Source organism: Enterobacter sp. Li2LvB3 (assembly GCF_056156645.1).
In genome coordinates, this window is sequence record NZ_JBSICG010000003.1 from 17078 (window position 1) to 42393 (window position 25316).

Annotated in this window: 30 protein-coding genes and 1 other annotated feature; of the genes, 19 read left to right on the forward strand and 11 right to left on the reverse strand. The window is 51.0% G+C overall.

Features of this window, described 5'->3' with window-relative positions:
* Window positions 1–261 precede the first annotated feature (261 nt).
* Window positions 262–819 carry an environmental stress-induced protein Ves gene (ves, locus tag ACS603_RS03025; protein ID WP_474943741.1) on the forward strand — a complete coding sequence of 186 codons (558 nt, stop codon included), beginning with the start codon at window positions 262–264 and terminating at the stop codon, window positions 817–819.
* On the opposite strand, the gene cho is transcribed toward ves, so the two are convergent.
* Window positions 797–1675, reverse strand: coding sequence for an excinuclease Cho (cho, locus tag ACS603_RS03030; RefSeq protein WP_474943742.1), 879 nt, complete (start codon window positions 1673–1675; stop codon window positions 797–799). The genes ves and cho overlap by 23 nt on opposite strands.
* Before the next feature lie 155 nt (window positions 1676–1830).
* Window positions 1831–2658 (reverse strand): ammonia-dependent NAD(+) synthetase, encoded by an 828-nt coding sequence (gene nadE, locus ACS603_RS03035; RefSeq protein WP_474943743.1) that lies wholly within the window; start codon window positions 2656–2658, stop codon window positions 1831–1833.
* A gap of 231 nt (window positions 2659–2889) precedes the next feature.
* Between nadE and osmE the strand changes: the two genes are divergently transcribed.
* From osmE to cedA, 8 genes are all read left to right on the forward strand, one after another.
* A complete protein-coding gene (gene osmE, locus ACS603_RS03040; RefSeq protein WP_182060638.1) occupies window positions 2890–3234 on the forward strand; it encodes an osmotically-inducible lipoprotein OsmE in 345 nt (114 codons plus the stop codon).
* Between the two features lie 256 nt (window positions 3235–3490).
* Entirely contained in the window at window positions 3491–3832 is a 342-nt protein-coding gene (gene chbB, locus ACS603_RS03045; RefSeq protein ID WP_259349714.1) for a PTS N,N'-diacetylchitobiose transporter subunit IIB, read from the forward strand.
* An 80-nt stretch (window positions 3833–3912) separates the two neighbouring features.
* The gene (gene chbC, locus ACS603_RS03050) at window positions 3913–5271 is read left to right on the forward strand and encodes a PTS N,N'-diacetylchitobiose transporter subunit IIC (protein ID WP_014069883.1); all 1359 of its coding nucleotides are present in this window, start codon (window positions 3913–3915) and stop codon (window positions 5269–5271) included.
* A 47-nt stretch (window positions 5272–5318) separates the two neighbouring features.
* Window positions 5319–5666 (forward strand): PTS N,N'-diacetylchitobiose transporter subunit IIA, encoded by a 348-nt coding sequence (gene chbA / locus ACS603_RS03055; protein ID WP_014069884.1) that lies wholly within the window; start codon window positions 5319–5321, stop codon window positions 5664–5666.
* Between the two features lie 29 nt (window positions 5667–5695).
* Window positions 5696–6514 (forward strand): transcriptional regulator ChbR, encoded by an 819-nt coding sequence (gene chbR, locus ACS603_RS03060; RefSeq protein WP_182060639.1) that lies wholly within the window; start codon window positions 5696–5698, stop codon window positions 6512–6514.
* A gap of 111 nt (window positions 6515–6625) precedes the next feature.
* Entirely contained in the window at window positions 6626–7981 is a 1356-nt protein-coding gene (locus ACS603_RS03065; protein ID WP_315688376.1) for a 6-phospho-beta-glucosidase, read from the forward strand.
* An 11-nt stretch (window positions 7982–7992) separates the two neighbouring features.
* On the forward strand, window positions 7993–8751 hold the full coding sequence (gene chbG / locus ACS603_RS03070; protein WP_182060641.1) for a chitin disaccharide deacetylase: 759 nt from the start codon (window positions 7993–7995) through the stop codon (window positions 8749–8751).
* Window positions 8752–8964: 213 nt separating this feature from the next.
* On the forward strand, window positions 8965–9219 hold the full coding sequence (gene cedA / locus ACS603_RS03075) for a cell division activator CedA (protein ID WP_220458416.1): 255 nt from the start codon (window positions 8965–8967) through the stop codon (window positions 9217–9219).
* 48 nt (window positions 9220–9267) lie between these two features.
* Here cedA and ACS603_RS03080 read toward each other — a convergent pair whose 3' ends face one another.
* The 4 genes from ACS603_RS03080 to hxpB all read right to left on the reverse strand — a co-directional run bounded on the left by ACS603_RS03080 (window position 9268) and on the right by hxpB (window position 13040).
* Entirely contained in the window at window positions 9268–10659 is a 1392-nt protein-coding gene (locus tag ACS603_RS03080) for an L-cystine transporter (protein WP_182060643.1), read from the reverse strand.
* A gap of 126 nt (window positions 10660–10785) precedes the next feature.
* Window positions 10786–11376 (reverse strand): metal-dependent hydrolase, encoded by a 591-nt coding sequence (locus tag ACS603_RS03085; RefSeq protein WP_182060644.1) that lies wholly within the window; start codon window positions 11374–11376, stop codon window positions 10786–10788.
* Window positions 11377–11469: 93 nt separating this feature from the next.
* Complete coding sequence (gene kduD / locus ACS603_RS03090; protein ID WP_474943744.1) at window positions 11470–12231, reverse strand: 2-dehydro-3-deoxy-D-gluconate 5-dehydrogenase KduD; 762 nt, start codon at window positions 12229–12231, stop codon at window positions 11470–11472.
* Between the two features lie 137 nt (window positions 12232–12368).
* Complete coding sequence (gene hxpB, locus ACS603_RS03095) at window positions 12369–13040, reverse strand: hexitol phosphatase HxpB (protein ID WP_474943745.1); 672 nt, start codon at window positions 13038–13040, stop codon at window positions 12369–12371.
* Window positions 13041–13189: 149 nt separating this feature from the next.
* Here hxpB and ACS603_RS03100 point away from each other — a divergent pair, with 149 nt between their 5' ends.
* Window positions 13190–13726: a YniB family protein gene (locus ACS603_RS03100; RefSeq protein WP_315688379.1), complete on the forward strand. Its 537-nt coding sequence runs from the start codon at window positions 13190–13192 to the stop codon at window positions 13724–13726.
* Between the two features lie 37 nt (window positions 13727–13763).
* Here ACS603_RS03100 and ACS603_RS03105 read toward each other — a convergent pair whose 3' ends face one another.
* From ACS603_RS03105 to pfkB, 3 genes are all read right to left on the reverse strand, one after another.
* Complete coding sequence (locus ACS603_RS03105; protein ID WP_182060648.1) at window positions 13764–14624, reverse strand: fructosamine kinase family protein; 861 nt, start codon at window positions 14622–14624, stop codon at window positions 13764–13766.
* A gap of 105 nt (window positions 14625–14729) precedes the next feature.
* Window positions 14730–15020, reverse strand: a complete 291-nt coding sequence (gene ghoS, locus ACS603_RS03110) for a type V toxin-antitoxin system endoribonuclease antitoxin GhoS (RefSeq protein WP_474943746.1) — start codon at window positions 15018–15020, stop codon at window positions 14730–14732.
* A 103-nt stretch (window positions 15021–15123) separates the two neighbouring features.
* Entirely contained in the window at window positions 15124–16056 is a 933-nt protein-coding gene (pfkB, locus tag ACS603_RS03115; RefSeq protein ID WP_182063563.1) for a 6-phosphofructokinase II, read from the reverse strand.
* A 295-nt stretch (window positions 16057–16351) separates the two neighbouring features.
* On the opposite strand from pfkB, the gene ACS603_RS03120 reads away from it, so the two are divergent.
* Both ACS603_RS03120 and ACS603_RS03125 read left to right on the forward strand, forming a co-directional pair.
* Window positions 16352–17110 carry a DUF481 domain-containing protein gene (locus ACS603_RS03120; protein WP_182060650.1) on the forward strand — a complete coding sequence of 253 codons (759 nt, stop codon included), beginning with the start codon at window positions 16352–16354 and terminating at the stop codon, window positions 17108–17110.
* Between the two features lie 265 nt (window positions 17111–17375).
* Window positions 17376–17609 carry a YdgH/BhsA/McbA family protein gene (locus tag ACS603_RS03125; protein ID WP_166716884.1) on the forward strand — a complete coding sequence of 78 codons (234 nt, stop codon included), beginning with the start codon at window positions 17376–17378 and terminating at the stop codon, window positions 17607–17609.
* A gap of 211 nt (window positions 17610–17820) precedes the next feature.
* Here ACS603_RS03125 and yniD read toward each other — a convergent pair whose 3' ends face one another.
* Both yniD and yncL read right to left on the reverse strand, forming a co-directional pair.
* Window positions 17821–17928, reverse strand: a complete 108-nt coding sequence (yniD, locus tag ACS603_RS03130; protein ID WP_008500658.1) for a small membrane protein YniD — start codon at window positions 17926–17928, stop codon at window positions 17821–17823.
* Between the two features lie 100 nt (window positions 17929–18028).
* Window positions 18029–18301: a stress response membrane protein YncL gene (gene yncL / locus ACS603_RS03135; RefSeq protein ID WP_474943747.1), complete on the reverse strand. Its 273-nt coding sequence runs from the start codon at window positions 18299–18301 to the stop codon at window positions 18029–18031.
* A gap of 142 nt (window positions 18302–18443) precedes the next feature.
* Here yncL and thrS point away from each other — a divergent pair, with 142 nt between their 5' ends.
* From thrS to pheT, 7 genes are all read left to right on the forward strand, one after another.
* Window positions 18444–20372 carry a threonine--tRNA ligase gene (thrS, locus tag ACS603_RS03140; RefSeq protein WP_315688380.1) on the forward strand — a complete coding sequence of 643 codons (1929 nt, stop codon included), beginning with the start codon at window positions 18444–18446 and terminating at the stop codon, window positions 20370–20372.
* 3 nt (window positions 20373–20375) lie between these two features.
* A complete protein-coding gene (gene infC, locus ACS603_RS03145; protein ID WP_014069901.1) occupies window positions 20376–20918 on the forward strand; it encodes a translation initiation factor IF-3 in 543 nt (180 codons plus the stop codon).
* Between the two features lie 97 nt (window positions 20919–21015).
* Complete coding sequence (gene rpmI, locus ACS603_RS03150; protein ID WP_003030583.1) at window positions 21016–21213, forward strand: 50S ribosomal protein L35; 198 nt, start codon at window positions 21016–21018, stop codon at window positions 21211–21213.
* Window positions 21214–21265: 52 nt separating this feature from the next.
* The gene (gene rplT, locus ACS603_RS03155; RefSeq protein WP_000124850.1) at window positions 21266–21622 is read left to right on the forward strand and encodes a 50S ribosomal protein L20; all 357 of its coding nucleotides are present in this window, start codon (window positions 21266–21268) and stop codon (window positions 21620–21622) included.
* Window positions 21623–21739: 117 nt separating this feature from the next.
* Window positions 21740–21864 (forward strand) — a sequence feature (Phe leader region).
* Window positions 21745–21789 carry a pheST operon leader peptide PheM gene (gene pheM / locus ACS603_RS03160; protein ID WP_001386830.1) on the forward strand — a complete coding sequence of 15 codons (45 nt, stop codon included), beginning with the start codon at window positions 21745–21747 and terminating at the stop codon, window positions 21787–21789. Its footprint overlaps the feature before it by 45 nt.
* A gap of 62 nt (window positions 21865–21926) precedes the next feature.
* Window positions 21927–22910 (forward strand): phenylalanine--tRNA ligase subunit alpha, encoded by a 984-nt coding sequence (gene pheS, locus ACS603_RS03165; RefSeq protein WP_014069902.1) that lies wholly within the window; start codon window positions 21927–21929, stop codon window positions 22908–22910.
* A 15-nt stretch (window positions 22911–22925) separates the two neighbouring features.
* Window positions 22926–25313: a phenylalanine--tRNA ligase subunit beta gene (gene pheT, locus ACS603_RS03170; protein WP_474943748.1), complete on the forward strand. Its 2388-nt coding sequence runs from the start codon at window positions 22926–22928 to the stop codon at window positions 25311–25313.
* Window positions 25314–25316 lie beyond the last annotated feature (3 nt).

A 25316-nucleotide genomic window follows, 5' to 3' on the forward strand; every position in this document is an offset into this window, starting at 1 on the left:
TCCACAAAAGCGCAAACGCTGTGGACAGGACCGGCGGTTTTTTCTTTTACACCCTCTTGTCTGCCGCCAGAAGCGCGGTATCCTCCTGTAGTCGCTCCAGAGAATGTTCAGCAGAGTCATGGCGTTTTTTTCTTTATCCCGTCTAAGGCCTGCGCGTTCTGCTGCCGATAATACGTCTGTGAGTTCCCAACGATAACAACCAAGAATGCAGTGATAGCGATATTGCTGCCCTGGCACATGTTGTGCCTTTCAGGAGTGGTGATGGAGTTCTTTGATATCCGTAAAATGCCGGTCAGTCTCTGGCGCAATGGTGCCGGCGAGACACGTGAAATTTGCTGTTTTCCTCCCGCGACGCGCGATTTTTCCTGGCGCGCCAGTATTGCGACTATCGCCAGCAACGGCGAATTCTCTTCTTTCCCGGGGGTCGACCGGGTTATTACCCTGCTGGAAGGGGGAGAAGTGACGCTGGATGCCGGTCAGGCATTTTGCCATACCCTGAAGCACCACCAGCCCTTTAGCTTCACAGGCGATCTGCCGGTGAAGGCTCTGCTCAGTGATGGCCAGATGTCGATGGACTTCAACGTCATGACCCGTCGCGATCGCTGTAAAGCGAAAGTACGCGTGGCCGACCGTACCTTCACCACGTTTGCTTCACGCGGTGGTGTGGCGTTTGTGCTCAGCGGCGCATGGCAGCTTGGCGATAAACTGCTGACGGCGGATCAGGGTGCCAGCTGGGATGAAGGGACGCATACCCTGCGTCTGCTTGAATCCGAAGGCACGCTGCTGTTTGGTGAGATCATCTGGCTGGCAGGTCACTGAGTGAAATAACCTCATACTCGCCGGTGAATAATGGCTTACAGAGAATTTTGTAGCCATCGTGATCGAATCCGGCGGGTATGCGCAGTAATGTTGTCGCATCGTCTACGCTGTCGACCGTCCCCAACCATAGCCAGTTGCGGATGATGTGATATTGCGTCATTTCATCCCCGGTTTCTTTTAGCGCAATGGCGCCTTTCCACGGCCAGCAGGTAATGCTGATGGCCGCAAGCCCGGCAAGCAAACGTGTCTGGTGATCCGCAATACTCTCTTTTCCACAGCAGGCTCCGGCGCAGCGCTTTAGCGCGGAGCGAAAACAGGCGCGACCTCTGGTTGTGGCTTCAAGCCCCAACAGGCTGTAACAGAGCTGGAGTTCGTCAGCCAGCGTCTGCAATGTTTGCTGCGCGGCACGTTTACTGGCAAACAGGCCATACAGGTTGGGCGTATGAGCGAAATCAACTTCACGCGCGTAAACCACCTGCGGCTTGCCGTTGAGTATCTGTAAAGAGCAGAGCTGGCGATTGCGGCGCAGGCGTTTATTAAAAAGCGGTTGTTGTTCTTTAATCAGGCGTGCCTCAAGCAACAGCGCACCCAGCTCGCCAGCCGTCCTGATAAAGGTGACTCGCCGGGACTGGCGAAGCATTGCCGCCTCATCCGGCGTGCGGAAATGGGACATAACCCGGCTGCGAATATTGACGCTTTTGCCGATATACAGCGGCAGAGTGTCGCTTTCGCCGTGAAAGAGATACACGCCCGGCTGTTTCGGTAATGCTTCAAGCCAGGGGCGAAGATGTTCGGGATATTCATATATAGCCGCCGCTTCAAACTCAAGACGCGGGGCAGATTGACGCCTGCTCACATAGCACTCCGGATACTGTTTATGCATACAGTCTAGCAGGTGTGGGGTGGTTAAAAAAGAGGCTGTGGCGCAGGGGGAATTGCCGGGAGGCACTTTGCTTACCCGACCTATATATAGTAGGACCGTGCAAGCGAAGCGCCACCGGGAAAATGAGACTATCTCTTCCAGAAATCGTCGAACACCGTGATCGGCGTGTGACGCTTGTGCTCGGTTTTCAGGTACCAGCCTTCGATAATCTTCGCGGTACCTGCATCCAGCGTTTTACCTTCCAGGTAATCATCAATATTTTCATAGGTCACACCCAGCGCAGCTTCATCCGGCAGGGAAGGGCGATCGTCTTCCAGGTCGGCCGTAGGTGCTTTCTTATATAAATGTTCCGGGCAACCCAGAGCGGCAAGTAACTGCTTACCCTGACGCTTGTTGAGACGGAAGATAGGGTTAATGTCGGTACCACCGTCACCATATTTGGTGAAGAAGCCGGTAACGGCCTCTGCTGCATGGTCAGTCCCTACCACGACTCCTTTGGTCATACCTGCAATGCTGTATTGCGCTTTCATACGCTCGCGCGCTTTCTCGTTACCACGGACAAAATCGCTCAGCTCAATGCCTGCCTCGCGCAGGGCCTGTTCACTCGCCAGCACTGACCCTTTGATGTTCACGGTAAGCACACGATCGGGCTGAATGAAGGTAATGGCGTCCTGACAATCCTGTTCATCGGTCTGCACACCATACGGAAGGCGCACAGCAATAAATTGCAGCGCAATATCTCCGGTCTCTTCCCGCAGTTCTGAAATGGCCTGTTGGCACAGTTTGCCGGTCAGCGTGGAATCCTGACCTCCACTGATGCCCAGTACTAGTGACTTCAGGAAAGGGTTTGTTTTTAAATAGGATTTTAAAAAATCGACGCTACGGCGGATCTCTTCGTGTGCATCGACCGCTGGCTTGACGCCAAGCGCCTGAATAATCTCTTGTTGCAGAGCCATTACGCCCTCCATATGCAGAACTAAACAGAATGTATGATCCGTTAAAATTAACCCTTTGGGCGTAAAACGACAAGGATCACAGTTTTGAGTGCGGCAATTTACGGCGATTTAGCAGGTTATCTTTGTTTTAGATAAATTATCCGAAATTCGTCTGGCGTAAATCACAAAGTTGAACAATAGTACTTTTTATTCCATGCTTAGATAACACGCTGATATACAAGAGGACGGAATATGAACAAGAATGTAGCAGGAATTCTAAGTGCAGCGGCGGTTCTGACTATGCTGGCAGGGTGTACGGCTTACGATCGCACCAAAGATCAGTTCACACAGCCCGTAGTTAAAGATGTCAAAAAAGGTATGACACGTTCGCAGGTGGCAGCGATTGCCGGTACACCTTCTTCTGAAATTACTATGATTCATGCAAAAGGGACCTGCCAGACCTATATCCTGGGTCAACGTGATGGTAAGGCTGAAACCTACTTTGTTGCTCTGGATGACACGGGACACGTGATCAATTCCGGTTATCAGACTTGTGCCGAATACGATACCGATCCGCAGGCAACTAAGGCGCAGTAACCCTGCTTGCCTGAGTATGTAAAAAAACCGGCCAGATGGCCGGTTTTTTTATGTATTGGAAAATCTTATTTCTTTGCGCGAATTATTTGCCCGAAATGTGAAGGTAGTCAACAAGCCAGGTCAATGAGAGACAATTTGTGTCTGTTCAGAATTATCCCCTCTCTGTACCATTGCGTATACTCACTCCAACGACAAACAATGGTAAGCGAACCATCCGTCAGCCGGGATAGCGAGTCGAGTGAGAGTGCGACGTCGGGTGGTTAAAAAGAGGGAAGTTACTATGGAAAAGAAACATATCTACCTGTTTTGCTCTGCAGGCATGTCAACCTCACTGCTGGTTTCCAAGATGCGTGCGCAGGCTGAAAAATATGAAGTCCCTGTGGTGATTGAAGCGTTTCCTGAAACGCTGGCGGGTGAAAAGGGTCAGAGTGCCGATGTTGTGCTCTTAGGGCCGCAAATCGCTTACATGTTGCCAGAAATTCAACGTCTGTTACCGAATAAACCGGTCGAAGTTATCGACTCGGGGCTGTACGGCAAGATCGATGGTTTAGGTGTATTGAAAGCTGCTGTTGCAGCAATTAAAAAAGCTGCTAATTAATTTTTTATTTTTCCCGTCAAAGAGTTATTTCACACACAATACGCCGTAACATGAGTTACGGCATTTAAGGGTATTTTCCTATGAGTAAAGTCATCGCTTCACTTGAAAAGGTACTCCTTCCTTTTGCTGTTAAAATAGGAAAGCAGCCTCACGTTAATGCCATCAAAAACGGTTTTATTAAATTAATGCCGTTGACGCTGGCCGGGGCAATGTTCGTTTTAATTAACAACGTTTTTCTGAGCTTTGGTGAAGGTTCCTTCTTTTATTCATTAGGAATTCGGTTAGACGCTTCTACAATTGAAACCCTTAATGGTTTTAAAGCCATCGGCGGCAACGTATACAACGGTACGTTGGGTATTATGTCGCTGATGGCGCCATTCTTTATCGGGATGGCGCTTGCAGAAGAGCGTAAAGTGGATCCGCTGGCAGCGGGCTTATTATCCGTTGCTGCCTTTATGACCGTTACCCCTTACAGCGTGGGTGAAGCGTATGCTGTAGGCGCTAACTGGTTAGGTGGTGCAAACATTATTTCCGGTATTGTGATCGGTCTGGTGGTTGCCGAGATGTTCACCTTTATTGTCCGCCGCAACTGGGTTATTCGCTTGCCGGACAGTGTTCCTGAATCTGTTTCTCGTTCATTTTCCGCGTTGATTCCAGGCTTCATTATTCTCTCCATTATGGGGATTATTGCCTGGGCGCTTTCTCACTGGGGTACAAACTTCCACCAGATAATCATGGACTCTATCTCTACGCCACTGGCGTCGATGGGTGGTGTGGTTGGTTGGGCGTACGTGATTTTCACCTCTCTGCTGTGGTTCTTCGGCGTGCATGGTTCACTGGCACTGGCAGCGCTGGACAGCGGCATCATGACCCCGTGGGCACTGGAAAACGTTGCGCTTTACCAGCAGTACGGTTCCGTTGATGCGGCACTGGCAGCCGGTAAAACCTTCCATGTGTGGGCGAAGCCGATGCTTGACTCCTATATCTTCCTGGGTGGTACAGGGGCAACGCTGGGTCTTATCATCGCGGTCTTTATTGTCTCTCGTCGCGCTGACTACCGTCAGGTTGCGAAACTGGCGCTGCCATCTGGCATCTTCCAGATTAACGAGCCGATTCTGTTTGGTCTGCCAATCATCATGAACCCGGTAATGTTCATTCCGTTCATTCTGATTCAGCCGCTGCTGGCCGCCATTACCCTGACGGCGTATTACCTGGGTATTATCCCGCCAATCACCAACATTGCACCGTGGACAATGCCGGCAGGTCTGGGCGCGTTCTTCAACACCAACGGTAGCATCGCGGCCTTCCTGCTGGCGATATTCAACCTCGGGATTGCAACTCTGCTTTATATGCCGTTCGTGGCGATTGCGAACAAAGCCGCAACCATCATCGATGAAGAAGAGAGCGAAGAAGATATTGCCCTCTCACTGAAATTCTAAGTTTGACCGGCGCGGGGCAACCCGCGCCAGCGAAAAGGAGCTAAAAGATGTTAGATTTGGATAGTATCGTTGCTGAAGAAACCGAAGAAAACGACCTGGAAGAAGTGGTGATGGGCCTTATCATCAATTCAGGACAAGCACGCAGCCTGGCTTATGCCGCACTCAAGCAGGCTAAGCAGGGTGATTTCGCCGCAGCGAAAACCATGATGGATCAGTCCCGTACCGCACTGAATGAAGCGCATCTGGTACAGACGAAGCTCATCGAAGGCGACCAGGGAGAAGGGAAAATGAAAGTGAGTCTGGTGCTGGTTCATGCACAGGATCACCTGATGACTTCGATGCTGGCGCGCGAGCTGGTGGCAGAGTTAATCGAGCTTCACGAAAAAATGCACTAAGTCAGATTGAGTAGCAGGAGGTCAGCACGATGGAAATTAAAACCGCACTTGAGCAGCAACTGTTTAATGGCAAGAATTTTCACGTGGTTATTTACAACAAGACGGAGAGCGCCAGTGGCCTGCACCAGCATGACTACTACGAGTTCACGATTGTTCTGACCGGACGTTACTACCAGGAGATCAACGGTAAGCGTGTTCTGCTGGAACGTGGTGATTTTGTCTTCCTGCCGATGGGCTCCTACCACCAGAGCTTTTACGAATTTGGCGCGACGCGTATTCTCAATGTCGGCGTCAGCAAACGCTTCTTTGAGAAACACTATCTGCCGCTGGTGCCGTTCTGCTTTGTGGCGTCACAGGTGTATCGCGTTAAAAACGAGTTTATGACCTGGATAGAAACGGTCATTGCTTCACTTAACTTCCGCGACAATGAGTTCGACGAGTTTATTGAAACGGTAACCTTCTACGTGATGAACCGCCTGCGTCACCATCGTGAAGAGCAGCAGGTGATTGACGATATCCCACAGTGGTTACGTGGCACCGTCGAGCTTATGCACGATAAAGGCCAGTTCAGCGACAACGCGCTGGAGAATATGGTGACCCTGTCAGGTAAATCTCAGGAATATTTAACCCGGGCAACGCAGCGTTACTATCGCAAGACGCCGGTGCAAATTATTAATGAGATCCGCATCAACTTTGCAAAAAAACAACTGGAAATTACCAACTACTCTGTAACCGATATTGCGTATGAGTCCGGCTACAGTAGTCCCAGCCTGTTTATTAAAACATTTAAAAAATTCACCTCATTCACGCCAAACAGTTACCGGAAAAACTTAACGGTAATTAATTGACTATCGGCGGTATTATCCGCCAGAAATATTGACGTAATTGCTTGCCCAAAATAGCGGGACGAGAGCGCTATACTTTGCAGGCGGTTAACCTGATACGTTAAGGGAGATATTATGCAACAGAAATTAAAAGTCGTAACCATTGGCGGCGGCAGCAGTTATACCCCGGAATTACTCGAAGGTTTTCTGAAGCGTTATCATGAGTTGCCGGTCAGCGAATTATGGCTGGTGGACGTTGAAGAAGGGCAAGAGAAGCTGAATATTATTTTCGAACTGTGCAAGCGTATGGTCGAAAAAGCGGGCGTACCGTTAACCGTGCATAAAACACTGGATCGCCGTCTGGCGCTGAAAGATGCCGACTTCGTGACAACTCAGCTGCGAGTAGGCCAGTTGAAAGCACGTGAACTGGACGAGCGCATCCCGCTGAGCCACGGTTATCTGGGCCAGGAAACCAACGGCGCGGGTGGTCTGTTTAAAGGTCTGCGTACCATTCCGGTTATTTTCGACATCATCAAAGATGTGGAAGAAATTTGCCCGAATGCGTGGGTAATTAACTTTACCAACCCGGCTGGCATGGTGACCGAAGCCGTCTATCGTCATACCGGTTTTAAACGCTTTATCGGTGTGTGTAACATTCCGATCGGCATGAAAATGTTTATCAGCGACGTGCTGGAACTGAGCGACAGCGACGACCTCTCCATCGATCTGTTCGGCCTGAACCACATGGTCTTTATCAAAGATGTGATTGTTAACGGTAAATCGCGCTTTGCTGAACTGCTGGACGGCGTGGCTTCGGGTCGCCTGACCGCGGCATCAGTTAAAAATATCTTCGATCTGCCGTTCAGCGAAGGGCTGATCCGCTCCCTGAACCTGCTGCCATGTTCGTATCTGCTTTACTACTTCAAGCAGAAAGAGATGCTGGCCATCGAAATGGGCGAGTACTATAAAGGCGGCGCGCGTGCGCAGGTAGTGCAGAAAGTTGAAAAACAACTGTTTGATTTGTACAAAGATCCAAACCTGAACGTGAAACCAAAAGAGCTGGAACAGCGCGGCGGGGCGTACTATTCAGACGCAGCCTGTGAAGTGATCAACGCTATCTACAACGACAAGCAGGCAGAGCACTACGTCAACGTGCCGCACCATGGACACATCGACAACATTCCGGCTGACTGGGCAGTTGAGATGACTTGCATCCTGGGTCGCGATGGCGCGAAACCACATCCGCGTATCACTCACTTTGATGACAAAGTCATGGGGCTCATCCACACAATCAAAGGGTTTGAAGTGGCTGCAAGCAACGCGGCGCTGAGCGGCGAGCTGAATGATGTGCTTCTGGCGCTGAACCTGAGCCCGCTGGTGCATTCCGATCGTGACGCAGAACAGCTGGCGAGCGAGATGATCCTGGCGCATGAAAAATGGCTGCCAAACTTTGCTGCAACGGTTGAGAAACTGAAGTTCAACCACCGTTAAGAGGGAGAGCGATGGAAAACCTGCTGATCGTAAACGCCGACGATTTTGGCCTGTCGAAAGGGCAGAACTACGGCATCATTGAAGCCTGTCGTCGGGGTGTGGTGACCTCGACCACTGCGCTTGTCAACGGCGAGGCGGTTGACCATGCGGCATCCCTGAGCCGTGAAGTCCCGGAGCTGGGGGTGGGGATGCACTTTGTCCTCACACTCGGGATGCCGATTTCACCGATGCCAGGGCTGACACGCGATGGACAGTTGGGTAAATGGATCTGGGAAATGGCCGAGCAGAATACGTTGCCACTTGAGGAAATTACCCGTGAGCTGGATTGTCAGTTCAACCGGTTTGTCGATCTCTTCGGTTGTGAGCCGACGCATATTGATAGCCATCATCACGTGCATATGATCCCGGCGATATTCCCGATTGTTGCTGATTTTGCACGCCGTAAAGGGGTGGCGATGCGTGTGGATCGTGAAGTACAGGCGCTGCACGGGCTGTTGTTATCGTCTGCGGCAACGACCGAAGGTTTCAGTAGCGCATTTTACGGTGATGAGATAAGCGAAGCACTGTTTCTGAGCGTGCTGGATGATTCCGCTGCTCGCGGTGAACGATCGCTGGAGGTGATGGCGCACCCGGCGTTTGTCGACAACACCGTGCGCAAAAGCGCCTACTGCTGGCCACGCCTGGCGGAGCTGGATGTGTTGACATCGGCATCGCTGAAATATGCGATTGCCGAGCGCGGGTATCGTCTGGGGACGTTCAAGGATCTGTAAGCAGTGCCGGGTACGAGGTAAAAGCAAAACGGTAACAGGCGTTACCGTTTTTTTTGTTTTCTCTTTCTCCCGTGGGGAGATTGGGTGAGGGCATCAGGTCGTACGGTTTTTAGGTCGATACGAGCAAAAGAAAGGACATACAGCATGGAAGGCGCGACGCGTGGGGGAAGGATCGGCTATCATAGAATTTTCCTGTTTCCAGAATTTGCTTTAGTGAACCAGTCTCTTATGAAACCTCTTCGTCAACAAAACCGCCAGGTTATTAGCTATGTGCCCCGCGTTGAACCCGCTCCGCCTGACCATGCTCTGAAAGTGGATGGTTTTCGCGATGTCTGGCAGCTACGGGGAAAATACGTGGCCTTTGTGCTGATAGGCGAACACTTCCGTCGTTCCCCTGTGTTTACGGTGCCGGAATCGGCGCAGCGCTGGGCGGTACAGACCCGCCAGGATGAAGATGTTGAAGAATAACAACCATAAAAAAACCGCCATCAGGCGGTTTTTTTAATTCACCAGTGATTAACGGTGCGCCAGTTCGACGTCGTCTTCACTTTCCAGAACAGCTTTGTCAGTCTGTTTTAACCACTGGCTTGTCAGCGTACCCGCGGTCATGGAGCCGCTCACGTTCAGTGCGGTACGACCCATATCAATCAGCGGCTCTACGGAAATCAGCAGCGCAACCAGAGTGACCGGCAGACCCAGCGCAGGCAATACGATCAGCGCTGCAAAGGTCGCACCGCCACCCACACCAGCAACACCTGCGGAGCTCACGGTGACAATGCCCACAAGCGTTGCAATCCACACCGGGTCGAGCGGGTTAATACCCACAGTAGGAGCAACCATCACTGCCAGCATTGCCGGGTAAAGACCCGCACAACCATTCTGACCGATGGTAGCGCCAAAGGAAGCAGAGAAGCTGGCGATAGATTCAGGCACACCCAGACGACGGGTTTGCGCTTCAACGTTCAGCGGAATGGATGCTGCGCTGGAACGGCTGGTGAAGGCAAATGTCAGTACCGGCCACACTTTGCGGAAGTATTTCAGCGGGCTAACGCCGTTCACACCCAGCAGGATGCCATGCACCACGAACATGATGCCCAGACCCAGGTAAGAGGCAACCACAAAGCTACCCAGCTTAATGATGTCCTGCAAGTTAGATCCTGCGACGACTTTGGTCATCAGGGCCAGTACGCCGTATGGTGTTAACTGCATCACCAGACGCACCAGCTTCATTACCCAGCTTTGCAGGGTATCGATAGCCGTCAGAACGCGTTCACCTTTCGGAGCATCGTCTTTCAGCAGTTTCAGTGCTGCCACACCCAGGAAGGCTGCGAAGATAACCACACTGATAATGGAGGTTGGGTTCGCACCGGTCAGGTCAGCAAACGGGTTCTTCGGAATGAAGGAGAGCACCATTTGCGGAACGGTCAGGTCGGCGACTTTGCCCACGTAGTTAGACTGAATGGCAGCCAGACGCGCGGTTTCAGCAGAGCCTTGCACCAGACCTTCTGCGGTCAGACCAAACAGGTTGGTCACCAGAACACCCACCAGTGCGGCAATCAGCGTGGTGAACAGCAGCGTGCCGATGGTCAGAAAACTGATTTTACCTAACTGAGTGGCGTTATGCAGACGTGCAACGGCACTCAGAATAGAAGCAAACACCAGCGGCATAACGATCATCTGTAGCAGCTGTACGTAGCCGTTACCCACGATGTTGAACCACTGAATAGAATCTTTCAGTACCGGATTATCTGAGCCGTAAATAGCCTGTAATGCCAGACCAAACACGACACCCATACCCAGACCGATCAGTACTTTCTTTGCCAGGCTCCACTGTTTGTGGCGCGCCTGAGCCAGAAGCAATAGCAAAATAGCGAACACAACCACGTTCGCGATGAGTGGAAAGTTCATCCCCGTTCTCCTGATTTATTATGTGGTCGGTATTCCCGAACCTGTTGGCGCAAGGTTAGCAGAAGTGTGATGTAGCGCTTATATCCAAATGGAATGGGTTATGACAAATGCGTTGAATCTGCGGGTTTAATGTTCAATTTGATTATTAATAAATCGATTGAACTGAAATTGCAGCGAATTGATCATCTGAGAAGACCAGCGAACTGCACCATTTTCGGGCAAGGTTTGCGGCATCCACACGGCATAGGCAAAAAGCGCCATGCATAAAAAGCGCTCCAGCTGATTACCTTTCTGCGGGGCAAGAATCGGCAGGCGGAACCGCCAGCGGCACGGCCACAGCAGCGGTACACCCGCAGGGGTCAGCATATCGGCGAGAATATGGCTCAGATAGCCGAGTACCATGCCCTGAATAGCATCTGCGGGCACAATCCAGCTTTCAGGAACCTTTAAATAGAAGAGGGTCAACAGACCAAATACGGCCAGCAGGCTGTGAGTGAACCCCCGGTGACCAAACGCCCGGGCGATGGGTTTGGAAACCCACTTCAACCGCTGCCCAAGAAATGACTTAGGGTGATCGATATCGGGTAGCAGGCAGGTCAGCACCGCTGAAGGCACAATATGCCACCAGTCACCCTGGGCCAGCACGGGCGTTAGCTCAGCGTTTTTGGCAAACACTGCACAAGCAATAGAAAAAAGCAGGTGGCCTTCCGCCGTCATGATAAAACCCAGGAAACTGTCAATTCATACAGTATAGGGTTTTTATACAGTGGGCGGAAGAGGTGACGGTGTAACTCTTTGTCACAAACTGCGCTAGCGTGCGAGCCAACCGCCATCAACGGCTAAGGTGTGACCATTAATGTAGTCTGATGCCGGTGACGCCAGGAATACTACCGGGCCTTGCAGATCCTCGGGTAACCCCCATCGCCCCGCAGGAATACGGTCAAGGATCGCCTGGCTGCGTTGCTCATCATCACGTAACTGCTGTGTATTGTTGGTTGCCATGTAGCCCGGCGCAATCGCATTGACGTTAATCCCCTGAGCCGCCCACTCATTTGCCAGAAGGCGGGTGATACCAAGGACGCCACTTTTCGAGGCCGTATAAGAGGGAACGCGGATACCGCCCTGGAACGAGAGCATAGAGGCAATGTTGATGATTTTACCGCCCTGGCCCTGGACAATAAACTGCCGGGCGACTGCCTGAGAAAGGAAAAAGACAGATTTCAGATTCAGGTCAACGACCTCGTCCCAGTCTTTTTCACTGAAGGAAAGTGCGTCTGCACGGCGGATGGTGCCTGCATTATTCACCAGAATATCGACGTGCCCCATCTCTGCAACCGCTTTAGTGACGACGTCATGGATACTTTCCTGCTGGCCGAGGTCGGCCCTAATCGCCAGAAAACGTCTGCCGAGGGCGGTGACCCGGGCGGCCGTTTCTTCAGGGATTTTCCGGTTTACCCCCACGATATCACACCCGGCCTGAGCCAGCGCAACGGCCATTCCTTGTCCAAGCCCGGTATCACACCCGGTGACGATGGCCACTTTTCCAGAAAGAGTGAAGGTATCCTGTATCATATGCGCCTCAGAAGTAGGGTTATTGTCGTTCTGACCCAAGAATAGGAGGCAATAAGCAGAAAAGCAAATAAAATGAAACGATGTTTTATTTTTGTGATTTGCAGATTCAGGCAGCGAGTGCTGCCTGAGAGAATGGGTTATTCACCGCGCAGATGTTGCACTGTAAGGTCGTTCAGCGAGGCAAGTTTAACGTCAGCAAGCGCAAAGCGCGGATCGTGCCGGCCTTCTTCGGCAGGGACGACAATTGAGCGCATCCGCGCAGACTTCGATGCCACCATGCCGTTAACGGAATCTTCCAGCGCAACACAGCTGAGAGGATCAAGCCCAAGCTTCGCGGCGCAGTCCATGTAGACCTGTGGATGCGGTTTGCTATAGGGGAGCTTTTCTGCTGATGCCAGTGCATCAAAGCTGTCACGCAGCTCGAACATCGTCAGCACTTTTTCCAGCATATGCAGCGGTGAAGCAGAAGCCAGCCCAACCTTAAGGCCTTGCGCTTTGCACAGGGCGATTGCGTCACGCACGCCGGGTAACAACGGGCGGTTCTCTTCAACCAGGGCAATCGCGCGATTGATAATGCGCGCAGTCACTTCGTCGCGGTCGGGCCCAATCCACGGCTGGTGGGCGTACCAAAGTTCAACCACCATGTCGATACGTAACCCGAGCGTATCGGGAAGTTCGTTACGGCGACGAATGTCCACGCCAAGGCTGGCCATGACATCCAGTTCTGCACGATCCCACAGCGGCTCGGAATCAATAAGTAATCCATCCATGTCAAAAATAGCGGCAAGAATTTGGCGCGGTGTCGACATCACAACTTCTCCTTAATTCAGGGTGTACGACAGACGATAAGTGCTAAGTGCAGTCTGCAATTTAGCATATTGCCTTTAAAGAGCGGGCGAAAATGATGGGCAGCAGGTAGACTTAGGCACAAATAACGCGTCTTTTGGAAGGGGAACTGATGACGTATCAACAAGCTGGACGCATTGCTGTCTTAAAACGTATTGCCGGGTGGGTGATCTTTATTCCGGCCGTGATTTCCACGCTGATTTCTGTGCTTAAGTTTATGTACGATCACAGCGAAAAACAGCCGGGTATCAATGCGGTAATGCTTGATTTTGCGCATGTTATGATTGAGATGATGCGTTTTAATACGCCTTTTTTAAACTTCTTCTGGTTCAACTCGCCAACACCCGATTTTCATCAGAAGCTCAATGTCGGATTCTGGATAATCTATGCCCTGATCTTTGTGGCGATGGCGCTCCAGGCATCGGGTGCCAGAATGAGCCGTCAGACACGCTTTTTGCGTGAAGGTGTGGAAGACCAGCTGATTCTGGAGCAGGCGAAAGGGGCAGAAGGAATGAGCCGCGAGCAAATTGAGTCCCGCATTGTGGTCCCGCGTCACACCATTTTCCTGCAAATTTTCCCGCTCTACATCCTGCCGGTGATAATTATCGTGGCCGGATATTTCTTCTTCTCGTTACTCGGTTTTTTATAAGAATTAACGGGTGGCATCTGGCCCACCCGTTCCTGTCTTATGCCGCCAGTACGCGCTCCAGCGCACGCTGGGCATTCACGAGGTGCTCGCCGCCAAACAAAATCGCACGGTTAATCAGGGTGTAAAGCTGGTAAACCGGCTGGCGCTGTAGGAAGTCTGCCGGGAGTGGCGAAACTGACTGATACCCGTCGTAGATTTGCGCAGGCTGTTCAGGATGGAGAGGCAGCATGGCAAGGTCGCACTCTCGGTCGCCCCAGTAGCAGGCCGGGTCGAAAATAAATGGCCCATCTGGACCCAGCGCGCAGTTTCCTGACCATAAATCGCCATGCAGCAGCGAAGGTTGCGGCTGATGCGAAGCAAGACGTTGCTGAACATGTTCAACAATGGCGTCGATATTGCCAAATTCCAGCCCTTTTTCCGCGGCCAGCTCAAGCTGCCAGCCGATACGTTGTTCGGCAAAGAAGGTTGACCAGCGGCGTTGCCAGGTATTGGGTTGCGGAGTGGTGGAGAGATCGTTATCAAAATCTAGCCCAAACTGGGGCTGGTCGCTCCACTGGTGCAGACGCGCCAGTTGCTGCCCAAGAATAAAGGCATTATGGGCATCTAACGGACGGGCAGGGAGATAATCCATGACCAGAAAGCTGTAGTCACGATCGCTGCCTAACGCCCAGACCTGAGGGACTGTTACGGTCTTGCTGCGAGATAATAGCTCTAACTGGTCGGCTTCGGCAGTGAAGATAGGGAGAAGCTCCCGTTCATCACACTTCACGAAGAAATCACGTCCTGCGTAGCGTAAATGCCATGCGGCGTGGATCTCTCCGCCTGGCAGTTCGTTACGCAGTTCAATTTCACCTTCACCCAGTTGCTCACTTAAAAGATGACTGATAGCCTGCCACATGATGTCTCTCCCATGTTGTCTGCCAGATCATAAAGTTAGCGCAAAACCGCTGTAAAAAAATACGAACTAACGCACACCTGAGCTGTTTGGATCCATGCAGGGCACTTATTGTTCTTTTTTTTGCCAGTTTTCCCAGGTGCCTACGTCAATTTCGGCTGTTTTGTGGGTGGCACTTTCAATCAGGCTGTTTGCCAGCGCGCTTACCTCATCGATGGTTAACGCGCTTATCAGCCCAAACGTCAGCGTGCCGAGCTCATGAATATTGCCTTCTTCATCCGTCAGCGTGAGTAAAAAGTTTGCGCGAGTGAAGGCATTATTGATTTCATTGAGTTCGGTCAGTGATGCATCATGAAAACTAACGGTTATGACGTAGCGAGTGATGTCCCCACTGCTCATATTTCACCTCATTGTTATCATGAAAGTTTTCTTAGCATAGTCGATAGTACGCGTTTGGCGAATCCGGAGCGCATTTCCCCTCCATAAAGAAGGGGTAAATGCCTTAACTTCTGGAGAGGTAATCCACAATTTTTTGCGTATCGGTAAGGGAACACAACCGCGTACCATGGTTGATGGTTGCCGCGCTACCCGCCGCCACACCGTAACGTGTCATCTCAAGTAGCGAGGCCCCTTGAGCGAGTTTGAGCACCATTGCTCCCACCATGCTGTCGCCAGCACCCACGGTGCTCTGGCTTTTCATTGGCGGCGGGACGACCTGCACAAAACTGGAACCATCAACGGCTAATGCTCCTTGTGGGCCAAGAGACACGACCACGCGTAGGGCTTTGCCGCTGCGAACCAGTTCTAGCGCTGCGGTACGAACATCGTCAGGCTGGGTGAGCTCGCGATTGACCAGCGCACTTAACTCTTTCTGGTTGGGTTTGACCAGCTCAAGTTGCCCTGGCGCTAAAGCGGCCTGAAGCGCCTCACCCGAGCTATCAACAATACAGCGGATCCCCCGCAACTGCGCTGCCCGAATCAGTTGCGTCAGTCTTTCCGCTTTGACGCCAGGCGGCAGACTGCCGCTAATGACCAGCAATGCGCCACTCTCAATAGCCAGGACTTTTTCCTCGAGTTGGCGAAACTCATCTTCGCTGAGCTTCGCGCCAGGCATAACAAAACGGTACTGTTCGTCGCTGGACGTCACGTGAACGTGCAGGTTCTGTCGCGTCCAGTCCTGGGCATTAACGGTTGAAACCGCGACCTTTTCGTCTGCCAACAGTGCGACCAGATGCTCCCCGGTAGCGCCGCCCGCGGGGAATATTGCCGTTGCCTTTCCGCCGAGGTGCGTAATGGCCCGCGCCACGTTGATCCCGCCACCGCCTGGTTCAAACACAGGGGCGCTACAGCGCAGTTTACCTTCCGGGTAAATCTGCGGCGTCAGGGTGGCGGAGTCGAGGGAAGGGGAGAGCGTCAGTGTATAAATAGAAACCATCATTACCTCCTTTTAGTATGGGTATCAGTAATCCTGGCACCAATTCACCAGAAGGCAAAGTAATTAACATCATGATTTTCAATATGAATAATGAGAAAAGTAACCAAATTGTTTTATAAAATAAAACTCGTTTTGGGATCGTTCTTATTCAAAAAATGAAATAAGAAAACGTTGCTATGTTATTTGAGCCTTTTTATAATTTATTACCTTTCTCTGGACGCCTTGTCATTGATCCTCAAGAAAGTTTCCGGGACCGAGATGGTCTCTTTTTTTGTTGTACGGACTCCTTAATAAAATGAAGCTTTTGAAGACAGTACCCGCTGCACTGATGCTGGCGGGTGGCGTGTTTGCGTCAATGAATGCGACCGCCGATGATACCGTTTTTACTGTCATGGACGATCCCACCACGGCGCAAAAGCCCTTTGAAGGTAACCTGAACGCCGGATATTTGGCGCAATCCGGTAACACGAAAAGTTCTTCGCTGACGGCGGACAGCACGCTGACCTGGTACGGCAGCAACACGGCCTGGTCCTTGTGGGGTAACGCCAGCAACACCTCCGCTAACGACGAACGCTCTTCCGAAAAATACGCAGTAGGTGGACGTAGCCGTTACAATATGACCGATTTCGACTACCTGTTTGGCCAGGCAAGCTGGTTAACCGACCGTTACAACGGCTATCGCCAGCGTGATATATTCACCGCAGGTTATGGTCGCCAGTTCCTGAACGGGCCTGTTCACAGCTTCCGTTTTGAATTCGGTCCAGGCGTACGTTATGACGAGTACACTGACGGCGATACCAAAACCCAACCGTTAGGCTACGCGTCTGGTACTTATGCCTGGCAGATGACCGACAACACCAAATTTACTCAGGGTGTTTCTGTATTCGGTGCCGATGATACAACGCTAAACTCCGAAACGGCGCTGAATGTCGCAATCAATGAACACTTTGGTTTAAAAGTGGCTTACAACGTGACCTGGAACTCTTCGCCTCCAGATACTGCACCGGATCATACCGACCGCAGAACCACGATTTCTCTGGGCTACAAAATGTAATTTCCACGGGCCGAAATATTATCGGCCCGTTTTTTTATTTTTGCGAACTGTGCTATTTTATATTGAACAGTGTTTTAAAATATTTATTCGGCTGATATCTCCATAATTTCTCCATAATGACTCCCTTCGTATTACATTCATTTTATTTGACACGAATTGATAAATAAATCGACTAGGCAAAAGTGTGATCCAGATCTACACTAATAAGACAGGCAAAATTCCGCCTTAAGTCGTTTTGAATTAATTCAGTAAGAGAACAATGATTATGAAAAAAATCAAAACTGCCGCAGCAGCAATGGTGCTTTCTGCACTTTCCTTTGGCGTATTCGCTGCTGATGAAGTTACTCCACCTGCCAGTAACACCAATACCCAGGTCGGCATTGCTAAAGCTTCTGACGTTGAGGCTGGCTCTAACATTGCCCCAGGCTCACAATCTACTGGTCAATCAATGAATGACGCTTTTGATGTGCATAAACTGGTTGCAGGTGAGTGGTCCTGATACGTTCCTTGTCGCGTTGTTATTGAAAGTAAACCAATAAATCAACCCGTCAAAAACCGGATTGTGTTGTACCGGTTTTTTTACGGTTCAGAATGATGTAAAGATAATTAAAATTTATTCATTACCTGTATTTCGTATTCGCAAAAAAACCTTCACCGAAATGTATTATTCGGTAAAGGCATTTCGCTTATCTAATTCCATGACGATCGTTTTAGCCCCAGATCATTGCCGCCCAGCGCAACAGTAACATCGCACCGCAGATAGCAATTAACACCAGCACCATTTTCCAGTGTTTCACGGCAAATCGTTTTGTTGGCATAACCTAATCCTTGTCTGTTGATAATGCCAGTGTACCAAAGAGAGCGGTGAAATGCGCATTATCCAGGGGATGAGGTTATGCCGCATCATACTGGTACGGTTCAGAACCAGTGGAATCTTTCGGCGAGAATCAACAATAAACCGGTGGCTGAAAGTATATTCAATATAACTACGGTTCTACTGGATACGTTCATGTTGTGCCCCTTAGGGTTTAAGGACCTGTTCAAGAATAGCTCAGCACGACTGTAATGCGAGCGCCAGGAAGCGACCCCGTGCAAACTCATGCGAAAGTACCAGGTACTTCTGTCTGCCACAGAGGGTGCATTCTCCCTTTTGTTAGTGTTAACATTGCAAGGTCTGCCGTAAATCCGCATTTGTCTGATTTCGTCAGGTGCATGATAACGAACCAATTTGACGATTGTTGGTCAGATGGTTTCGTAATCTACTGTTAAATAACGATTATTTTCTTTGTATATGCTCTTATGTGTGGGGCATCACTGCAAATAAGGATATAAAATGCCTGTAATTACTCTTCCTGATGGCAGCCAACGCCAATACGACCACGCTGTAAGCCCAATGGATGTGGCCCTGGACATCGGTCCTGGACTCGCGAAAGCGACCATTGCTGGCCGTGTAAATGGTGAGCTGGTTGATGCGTCTGATCTGATTGAACACGATGCGAAACTGTCAATCATCACTGCGAAAGACGAAGAAGGTCTGGAGATCATTCGTCACTCCTGTGCGCACCTGTTAGGTCATGCGATCAAGCAACTTTGGCCAAACACCAAAATGGCGATTGGCCCGGTTATCGACAACGGCTTCTACTATGACGTTGACCTTGACCACACCCTGACCCAGGAAGATATCGACGCGCTCGAAAAACGTATGCACGAGCTCGCTGAATCCAACTATGACGTCATTAAGAAGAAAGTCAGCTGGCACGAAGCGCGTGAAACCTTCGTGAAACGCGGCGAGAACTATAAAGTCACTATTCTTGATGAAAACATCTCTCATGATGACAAGCCTGGCTTGTACCATCACGAAGAATACATCGACATGTGCCGTGGGCCGCACGTGCCGAACATGCGTTTCTGTCATCACTTCAAACTGATGAAGACAGCAGGCGCTTACTGGCGTGGCGACAGCAACAACAAGATGTTGCAGCGCATCTATGGTACCGCATGGGCAGATAAAAAAGCCCTGAGCGCCTACCTGCAACGCCTGGAAGAAGCCGCAAAACGCGACCACCGTAAAATCGGTAAGCAGCTTGACCTGTATCACATGCAGGAAGAAGCGCCGGGTATGGTGTTCTGGCATAACGATGGCTGGACTATTTTCCGTGAACTGGAAACTTTCGTGCGTTCCAAGCTGAAAGAATACCAGTACCAGGAAGTGAAAGGCCCGTTCATGATGGACCGTGTGCTGTGGGAAAAAACCGGCCACTGGGACAACTACAAAGATGCGATGTTCACCACCTCGTCTGAGAACCGTGAATACTGCATTAAGCCAATGAACTGTCCGGGTCACGTTCAGATCTTTAACCAGGGTCTGAAATCCTACCGCGATCTGCCGCTGCGTATGGCGGAATTCGGTAGCTGCCACCGTAACGAGCCATCAGGTGCGCTGCACGGTCTGATGCGTGTTCGTGGTTTTACTCAGGATGATGCGCATATCTTCTGTACGGAAGATCAGGTACGTGACGAAGTTAACGCCTGTATTCGTATGGTCTACGATATGTATAGCACCTTTGGCTTCGAGAAAATCGTCGTCAAACTCTCTACGCGTCCGGAAAAACGTATCGGTAGCGATGAGACATGGGATCGTGCAGAAGCGGACCTGGCCGTGGCGCTGGAAGAGAACGGTATTCCGTTCGAATATCAGCTTGGCGAAGGTGCCTTCTACGGCCCGAAAATTGAATTTACCCTGTATGACTGCCTCGATCGCGCATGGCAGTGCGGTACTGTACAGCTGGACTTCTCCCTGCCGCAGCGTTTAAGCGCCTCTTATGTTGGCGAAGACAACGAGCGTCAGGTACCGGTCATGATTCACCGTGCAATCCTCGGTTCTCTGGAGCGCTTCATCGGCATCCTTACCGAAGAGTTTGCTGGCTTCTTCCCAACCTGGCTTGCGCCAGTGCAGGTCGTAGTGATGAATATTACCGATTCTCAGGCTGATTACGTTAAAGAATTGACGCAGAAACTACAAAATGCGGGCATTCGCGTAAAAGCAGACTTGAGAAATGAGAAGATTGGCTTTAAAATCCGCGAGCACACTTTACGTCGTGTCCCGTATATGTTGGTCTGTGGTGATAAAGAGGTGGAAGCAGGCAAAGTTGCCGTTCGCACCCGCCGTGGTAAAGACCTGGGGAGCCTGGACGTAAGTGAAGTGATTGAGAAGCTGCAACAAGAGATTCGCAGCCGCAGTCTTCAACAACTGGAGGAATAAGGTATTAAAGGCGGAAAACGAGTTCAAACGGCACGTCCGAATCGTATCAATGGCGAGATTCGCGCCCAGGAAGTTCGCTTAACAGATCTGGAAGGTGAGCCACTGGGGATTGTGAGTCTGAGAGAAGCGATCGAAAAAGCTGAAGAAGCTGGAGTAGATTTAGTTGAAATCAGCCCTAACGCCGAACCGCCAGTTTGTCGTATTATGGACTACGGCAAGTTCCTTTATGAAAAGAGTAAGTCTTCTAAGGAACAGAAGAAAAAGCAAAAAGTTATCCAGGTTAAGGAAATTAAATTCCGTCCTGGTACCGACGATGGCGATTATCAGGTAAAACTCCGCAGCCTGATTCGCTTTCTGGAAGATGGCGATAAGGCCAAAATCACACTGCGTTTCCGCGGTCGTGAGATGGCCCACCAACAGATTGGTATGGAAGTGCTTAACCGCGTCCGTGACGATCTGAGTGAACTGGCAGTAGTCGAATCCTTCCCTACGAAGATCGAAGGCCGCCAGATGATCATGGTGCTCGCTCCTAAGAAGAAACAGTAAGGCCTTCAAGCAGCAAAATCTGTGGAGCCTTCGGGCCTCATAGGTTTTGCTCGCCTATGTTTCGTTTATTTAACAATGCGAAGTGGAAGTTATTAAGATGCCAAAAATTAAGACCGTACGCGGTGCTGCTAAGCGCTTCAAAAAAACCGGTGGTGGTGGATTTAAGCGTAAGCACGCAAACCTGCGTCATATTCTGACCAAAAAATCTACTAAACGTAAACGTCACCTGCGTCCAAAAGGCCTCGTGTCTAAAGGCGATCTGGGTCTGGTTATCGCGTGCCTGCCGTACGCATAAGCCGTTAACGTTTAATTTTTTTTACTAAGAATATAGATACAGGAGAGCTCACATGGCTCGCGTAAAACGTGGTGTAATTGCTCGTGCACGTCACAAAAAAATTCTGAAACAAGCTAAAGGCTACTACGGTGCGCGTTCACGCGTATACCGCGTTGCCTTCCAGGCTGTTATCAAGGCTGGTCAGTACGCTTACCGTGACCGTCGTCAACGTAAGCGTCAGTTCCGTCAACTGTGGATTGCGCGTATCAACGCAGCAGCACGTCAGAACGGTATTTCTTACAGCAAATTCATCAACGGCCTGAAAAAAGCCTCTGTTGAAATCGACCGTAAGATCCTGGCTGACATCGCAGTATTCGACAAAGTAGCGTTCACCGCTCTGGTCGAAAAAGCGAAAGCAGCACTGGCGTAAGCCAGTTGAGAGAGGGGGCTTTGCTCCCTCTTTTGTTTTAACCTTATCAGAACATTGACTTTTACCCGTCCAGGCTTTTCAATAAGGTCTTAACGGCTCTAAACCTATAAGGTAACGCAAGCATGAATGCTGCTATTTTCCGCTTCTTCTTTTACTTTAGCACCTGATATCAGGAGGCTAGCGCGTGAAAGATGAAACGAAAAACAGCGCCGAATAAGCCTCCTGATGGAGGCTTTTTTTGTGTCTAAATTCGAGAGATTAAGTCCACCAAATCGGTGTCTGCACCGACATAATGAGGAAAACCATGTCACATCTCGCAGAGCTGGTTGCCAGTGCAACGGCCGCCATTAACCAGGCCTCAGATGTTGCCGCGTTAGACAACGTCCGCGTCGAATATCTGGGTAAGAAAGGGCACCTGACCCTTCAAATGACTACCCTGCGTGAATTGCCAGCAGAAGAGCGTCCGGCAGCGGGTGCGGTGATTAACGAAGCTAAAGAGCAGGTACAGCAGGCACTGAATGCGCGTAAATCCGCGCTGGAAAATGCGGCACTGAACGCGCGTCTGGCTGAAGAAACCATCGATGTTTCACTGCCTGGTCGTCGTATTGAGAACGGCGGTCTGCACCCGGTTACCCGTACCATTGACCGTATTGAAAGTTTCTTCGGTGAGCTCGGCTTTACCGTGGCGACTGGCCCGGAAATCGAAGATGACTATCACAACTTCGATGCCCTGAACATTCCTGGCCATCATCCGGCACGTGCTGACCACGACACTTTCTGGTTCGATGCTACGCGTCTGTTGCGTACCCAGACTTCAGGCGTTCAGATCCGCACCATGAAAGATCAAGAGCCGCCAATTCGCATCATCGCGCCAGGCCGTGTTTATCGTAACGATTACGACCAGACGCACACCCCAATGTTCCACCAGATGGAAGGCCTGATCGTTGATAAAAACATCAGCTTTACCAACCTGAAAGGGACGCTGCACGACTTCCTGAATAACTTCTTTGAAGAAGATTTGCAGGTACGTTTCCGTCCGTCCTACTTCCCGTTCACCGAACCTTCTGCGGAAGTTGACGTGATGGGTAAAAACGGCAAATGGCTGGAAGTGCTGGGCTGCGGTATGGTGCACCCAAATGTTCTGCGTAATGTCGGCATTGATCCTGAAGTCTACTCTGGCTTTGCCTTCGGTATGGGCATGGAGCGTCTGACCATGCTGCGCTATGGCGTAACCGATTTGCGCGCATTTTTCGAAAACGATCTGCGTTTCCTCAAACAGTTTAAATAAGGGCAGGACAGAATAATGAAATTCAGTGAACTGTGGTTACGCGAATGGGTGAACACCTCTCTCGATAGCGAAGCGCTTTCCAACCAAATCACCATGGCAGGCCTGGAAGTTGACGGCGTTGAGCCAGTGTCAGGTGCCTTTAACGGTGTGGTTGTAGGGGAAGTGGTCGAATGTGGTCAGCATCCTAATGCAGACAAACTGCGCGTAACAAAAGTGAACGTGGGCGGCGAACGCCTGCTGGATATCGTCTGTGGCGCGCCAAACTGCCGTCAGGGGCTGAAGGTTGCTGTGGCAACTGTTGGTGCGGTACTGCCAGGTGATTTCAAAATCAAAGCCGCAAAACTGCGCGGTGAGCCGTCAGAAGGGATGCTGTGTTCTTTCTCTGAGCTGGGTATTTCCGACGATCACAACGGCATTATTGAGCTGCCGCTGGATGCGCCAATCGGTACTGATATTCGCGAATACCTGAAACTCGATGACAACACCATCGAAATCAGCGTGACTCCGAACCGTGCAGATTGCCTGGGTATTATCGGCGTAGCGCGCGATGTTGCTGTGCTGAACCAGACCGAACTGAATGCGCCAGAAATTGCCCCGGTTGCTGCCACCATCACCGACACTCTGCCGATTCAGGTTGAAGCCGCCGATGCGTGCCCGCGTTATCTGGGTCGTGTCGTGAAAGGTATTAATGTTAAAGCGCCAACCCCACTGTGGATGAAAGAGAAGCTGCGTCGTTGCGGCATTCGCTCCATTGATGCGGTTGTAGACGTAACTAACTACGTTCTGCTGGAGCTGGGCCAGCCAATGCACGCGTTCGATAAAGATCGTATCGAAGGCGGTATCGTTGTGCGTATGGCGAAAGAGGGCGAAACCCTGGTTCTGCTGGACGGCAGCGAAGCAAAACTGAACGCTGACACCCTGGTGATTGCGGATCATGGTAAAGCGCTGGCGATGGGCGGCATCTTCGGTGGCGAACATTCCGGTGTGAATGACGAAACGCAGAACGTGCTGCTGGAATGCGCCTTCTTCAGCCCGCTGTCTATCACGGGCCGTGCACGTCGCCATGGCCTGCATACCGACGCCTCTCACCGTTATGAGCGTGGTGTTGATCCGGCACTGCAATACAAGGCAATGGAGCGTGCAACGCGCCTGTTGATCGATATCTGTGGCGGCGATGCTGGCCCGGTTATTGATGTCACAAACGAAGCCACTCTGCCGAAACGCGCAACCATCACCCTGCGCCGCAGCAAGCTGGATCGTCTGATTGGCCACCATGTGGAAGATGCGCAGGTTAGCGACATTCTTAAACGTCTGGGCTGCGACGTCACCGAAGGTCAGGACGAGTGGAAGGCTGTTGCGCCATCATGGCGTTTCGATATGGAAATCGAAGAAGACCTGGTGGAAGAAGTGGCGCGTGTTTACGGCTACAACAACATCCCGGACGCGCCGGTACAGGCAGGTCTGGTGATGGGCTCTCACCGTGAAGCCGACCTGTCCCTGAAGCGTGTGAAAACCATGCTCAACGACAAAGGTTACCAGGAAGTGATCACCTATAGCTTCGTTGATCCGAAGGTACAGCAGTGGATCCACCCGGCTCAGGAAGCACTCATCCTGCCAAGCCCAATTTCAAGCGAAATGTCAGCGATGCGTCTGTCCTTGTGGACGGGTCTGCTCGGGACTATCGTTTATAACCAGAATCGTCAGCAAAACCGCGTGCGCATTTTCGAGAGTGGATTGCGCTTTGTACCAGATAATCAGGCAAATTTAGGCATCCGTCAGGATCTCATGCTGGCTGGCGCCATTAGCGGCAACCGCTATGAAGAACACTGGGACCTGGCAAAAGGGACGGTTGATTTCTACGATATGAAGGGCGATCTGGAAGCGATTCTCGATCTGACCGGTAAATTATCTGAAATTGAATTCCGTGCGGAATCCATCCCGGCCCTGCATCCAGGCCAGAGTGCTGCCATTTATTTAGATGGCAAACGCGTTGGTTTCATTGGTGTTGTTCACCCTGAGCTGGAGCGCAAACTGGATCTGAATGGCCGTACCATCGTGTTCGAGCTGGAGTGGAATCCGGTTGCAGACCGCGTCATTCCTCAGGCGCAGGATGTTTCACGCTTCCCGGCGAACCGCCGTGATATCGCGGTTGTGGTCGCTGAAAACGTTCCCGCAGCAGATATTTTGGTCGAATGTAAGAAAGTTGGCGTAAATCAGGTAGTTGGCGTAAACTTATTTGACGTGTACCGCGGCAAGGGCGTAGCAGAAGGTTTCAAGAGCCTCGCTATCAGCCTTATCCTTCAGGATACCAGCCGTACACTCGAAGAAGAGGAGATTGCCGCTACCGTCGCCAAATGTGTAGAGGCATTAAAAGAGCGATTCCAGGCCTCATTGAGGGATTGAACC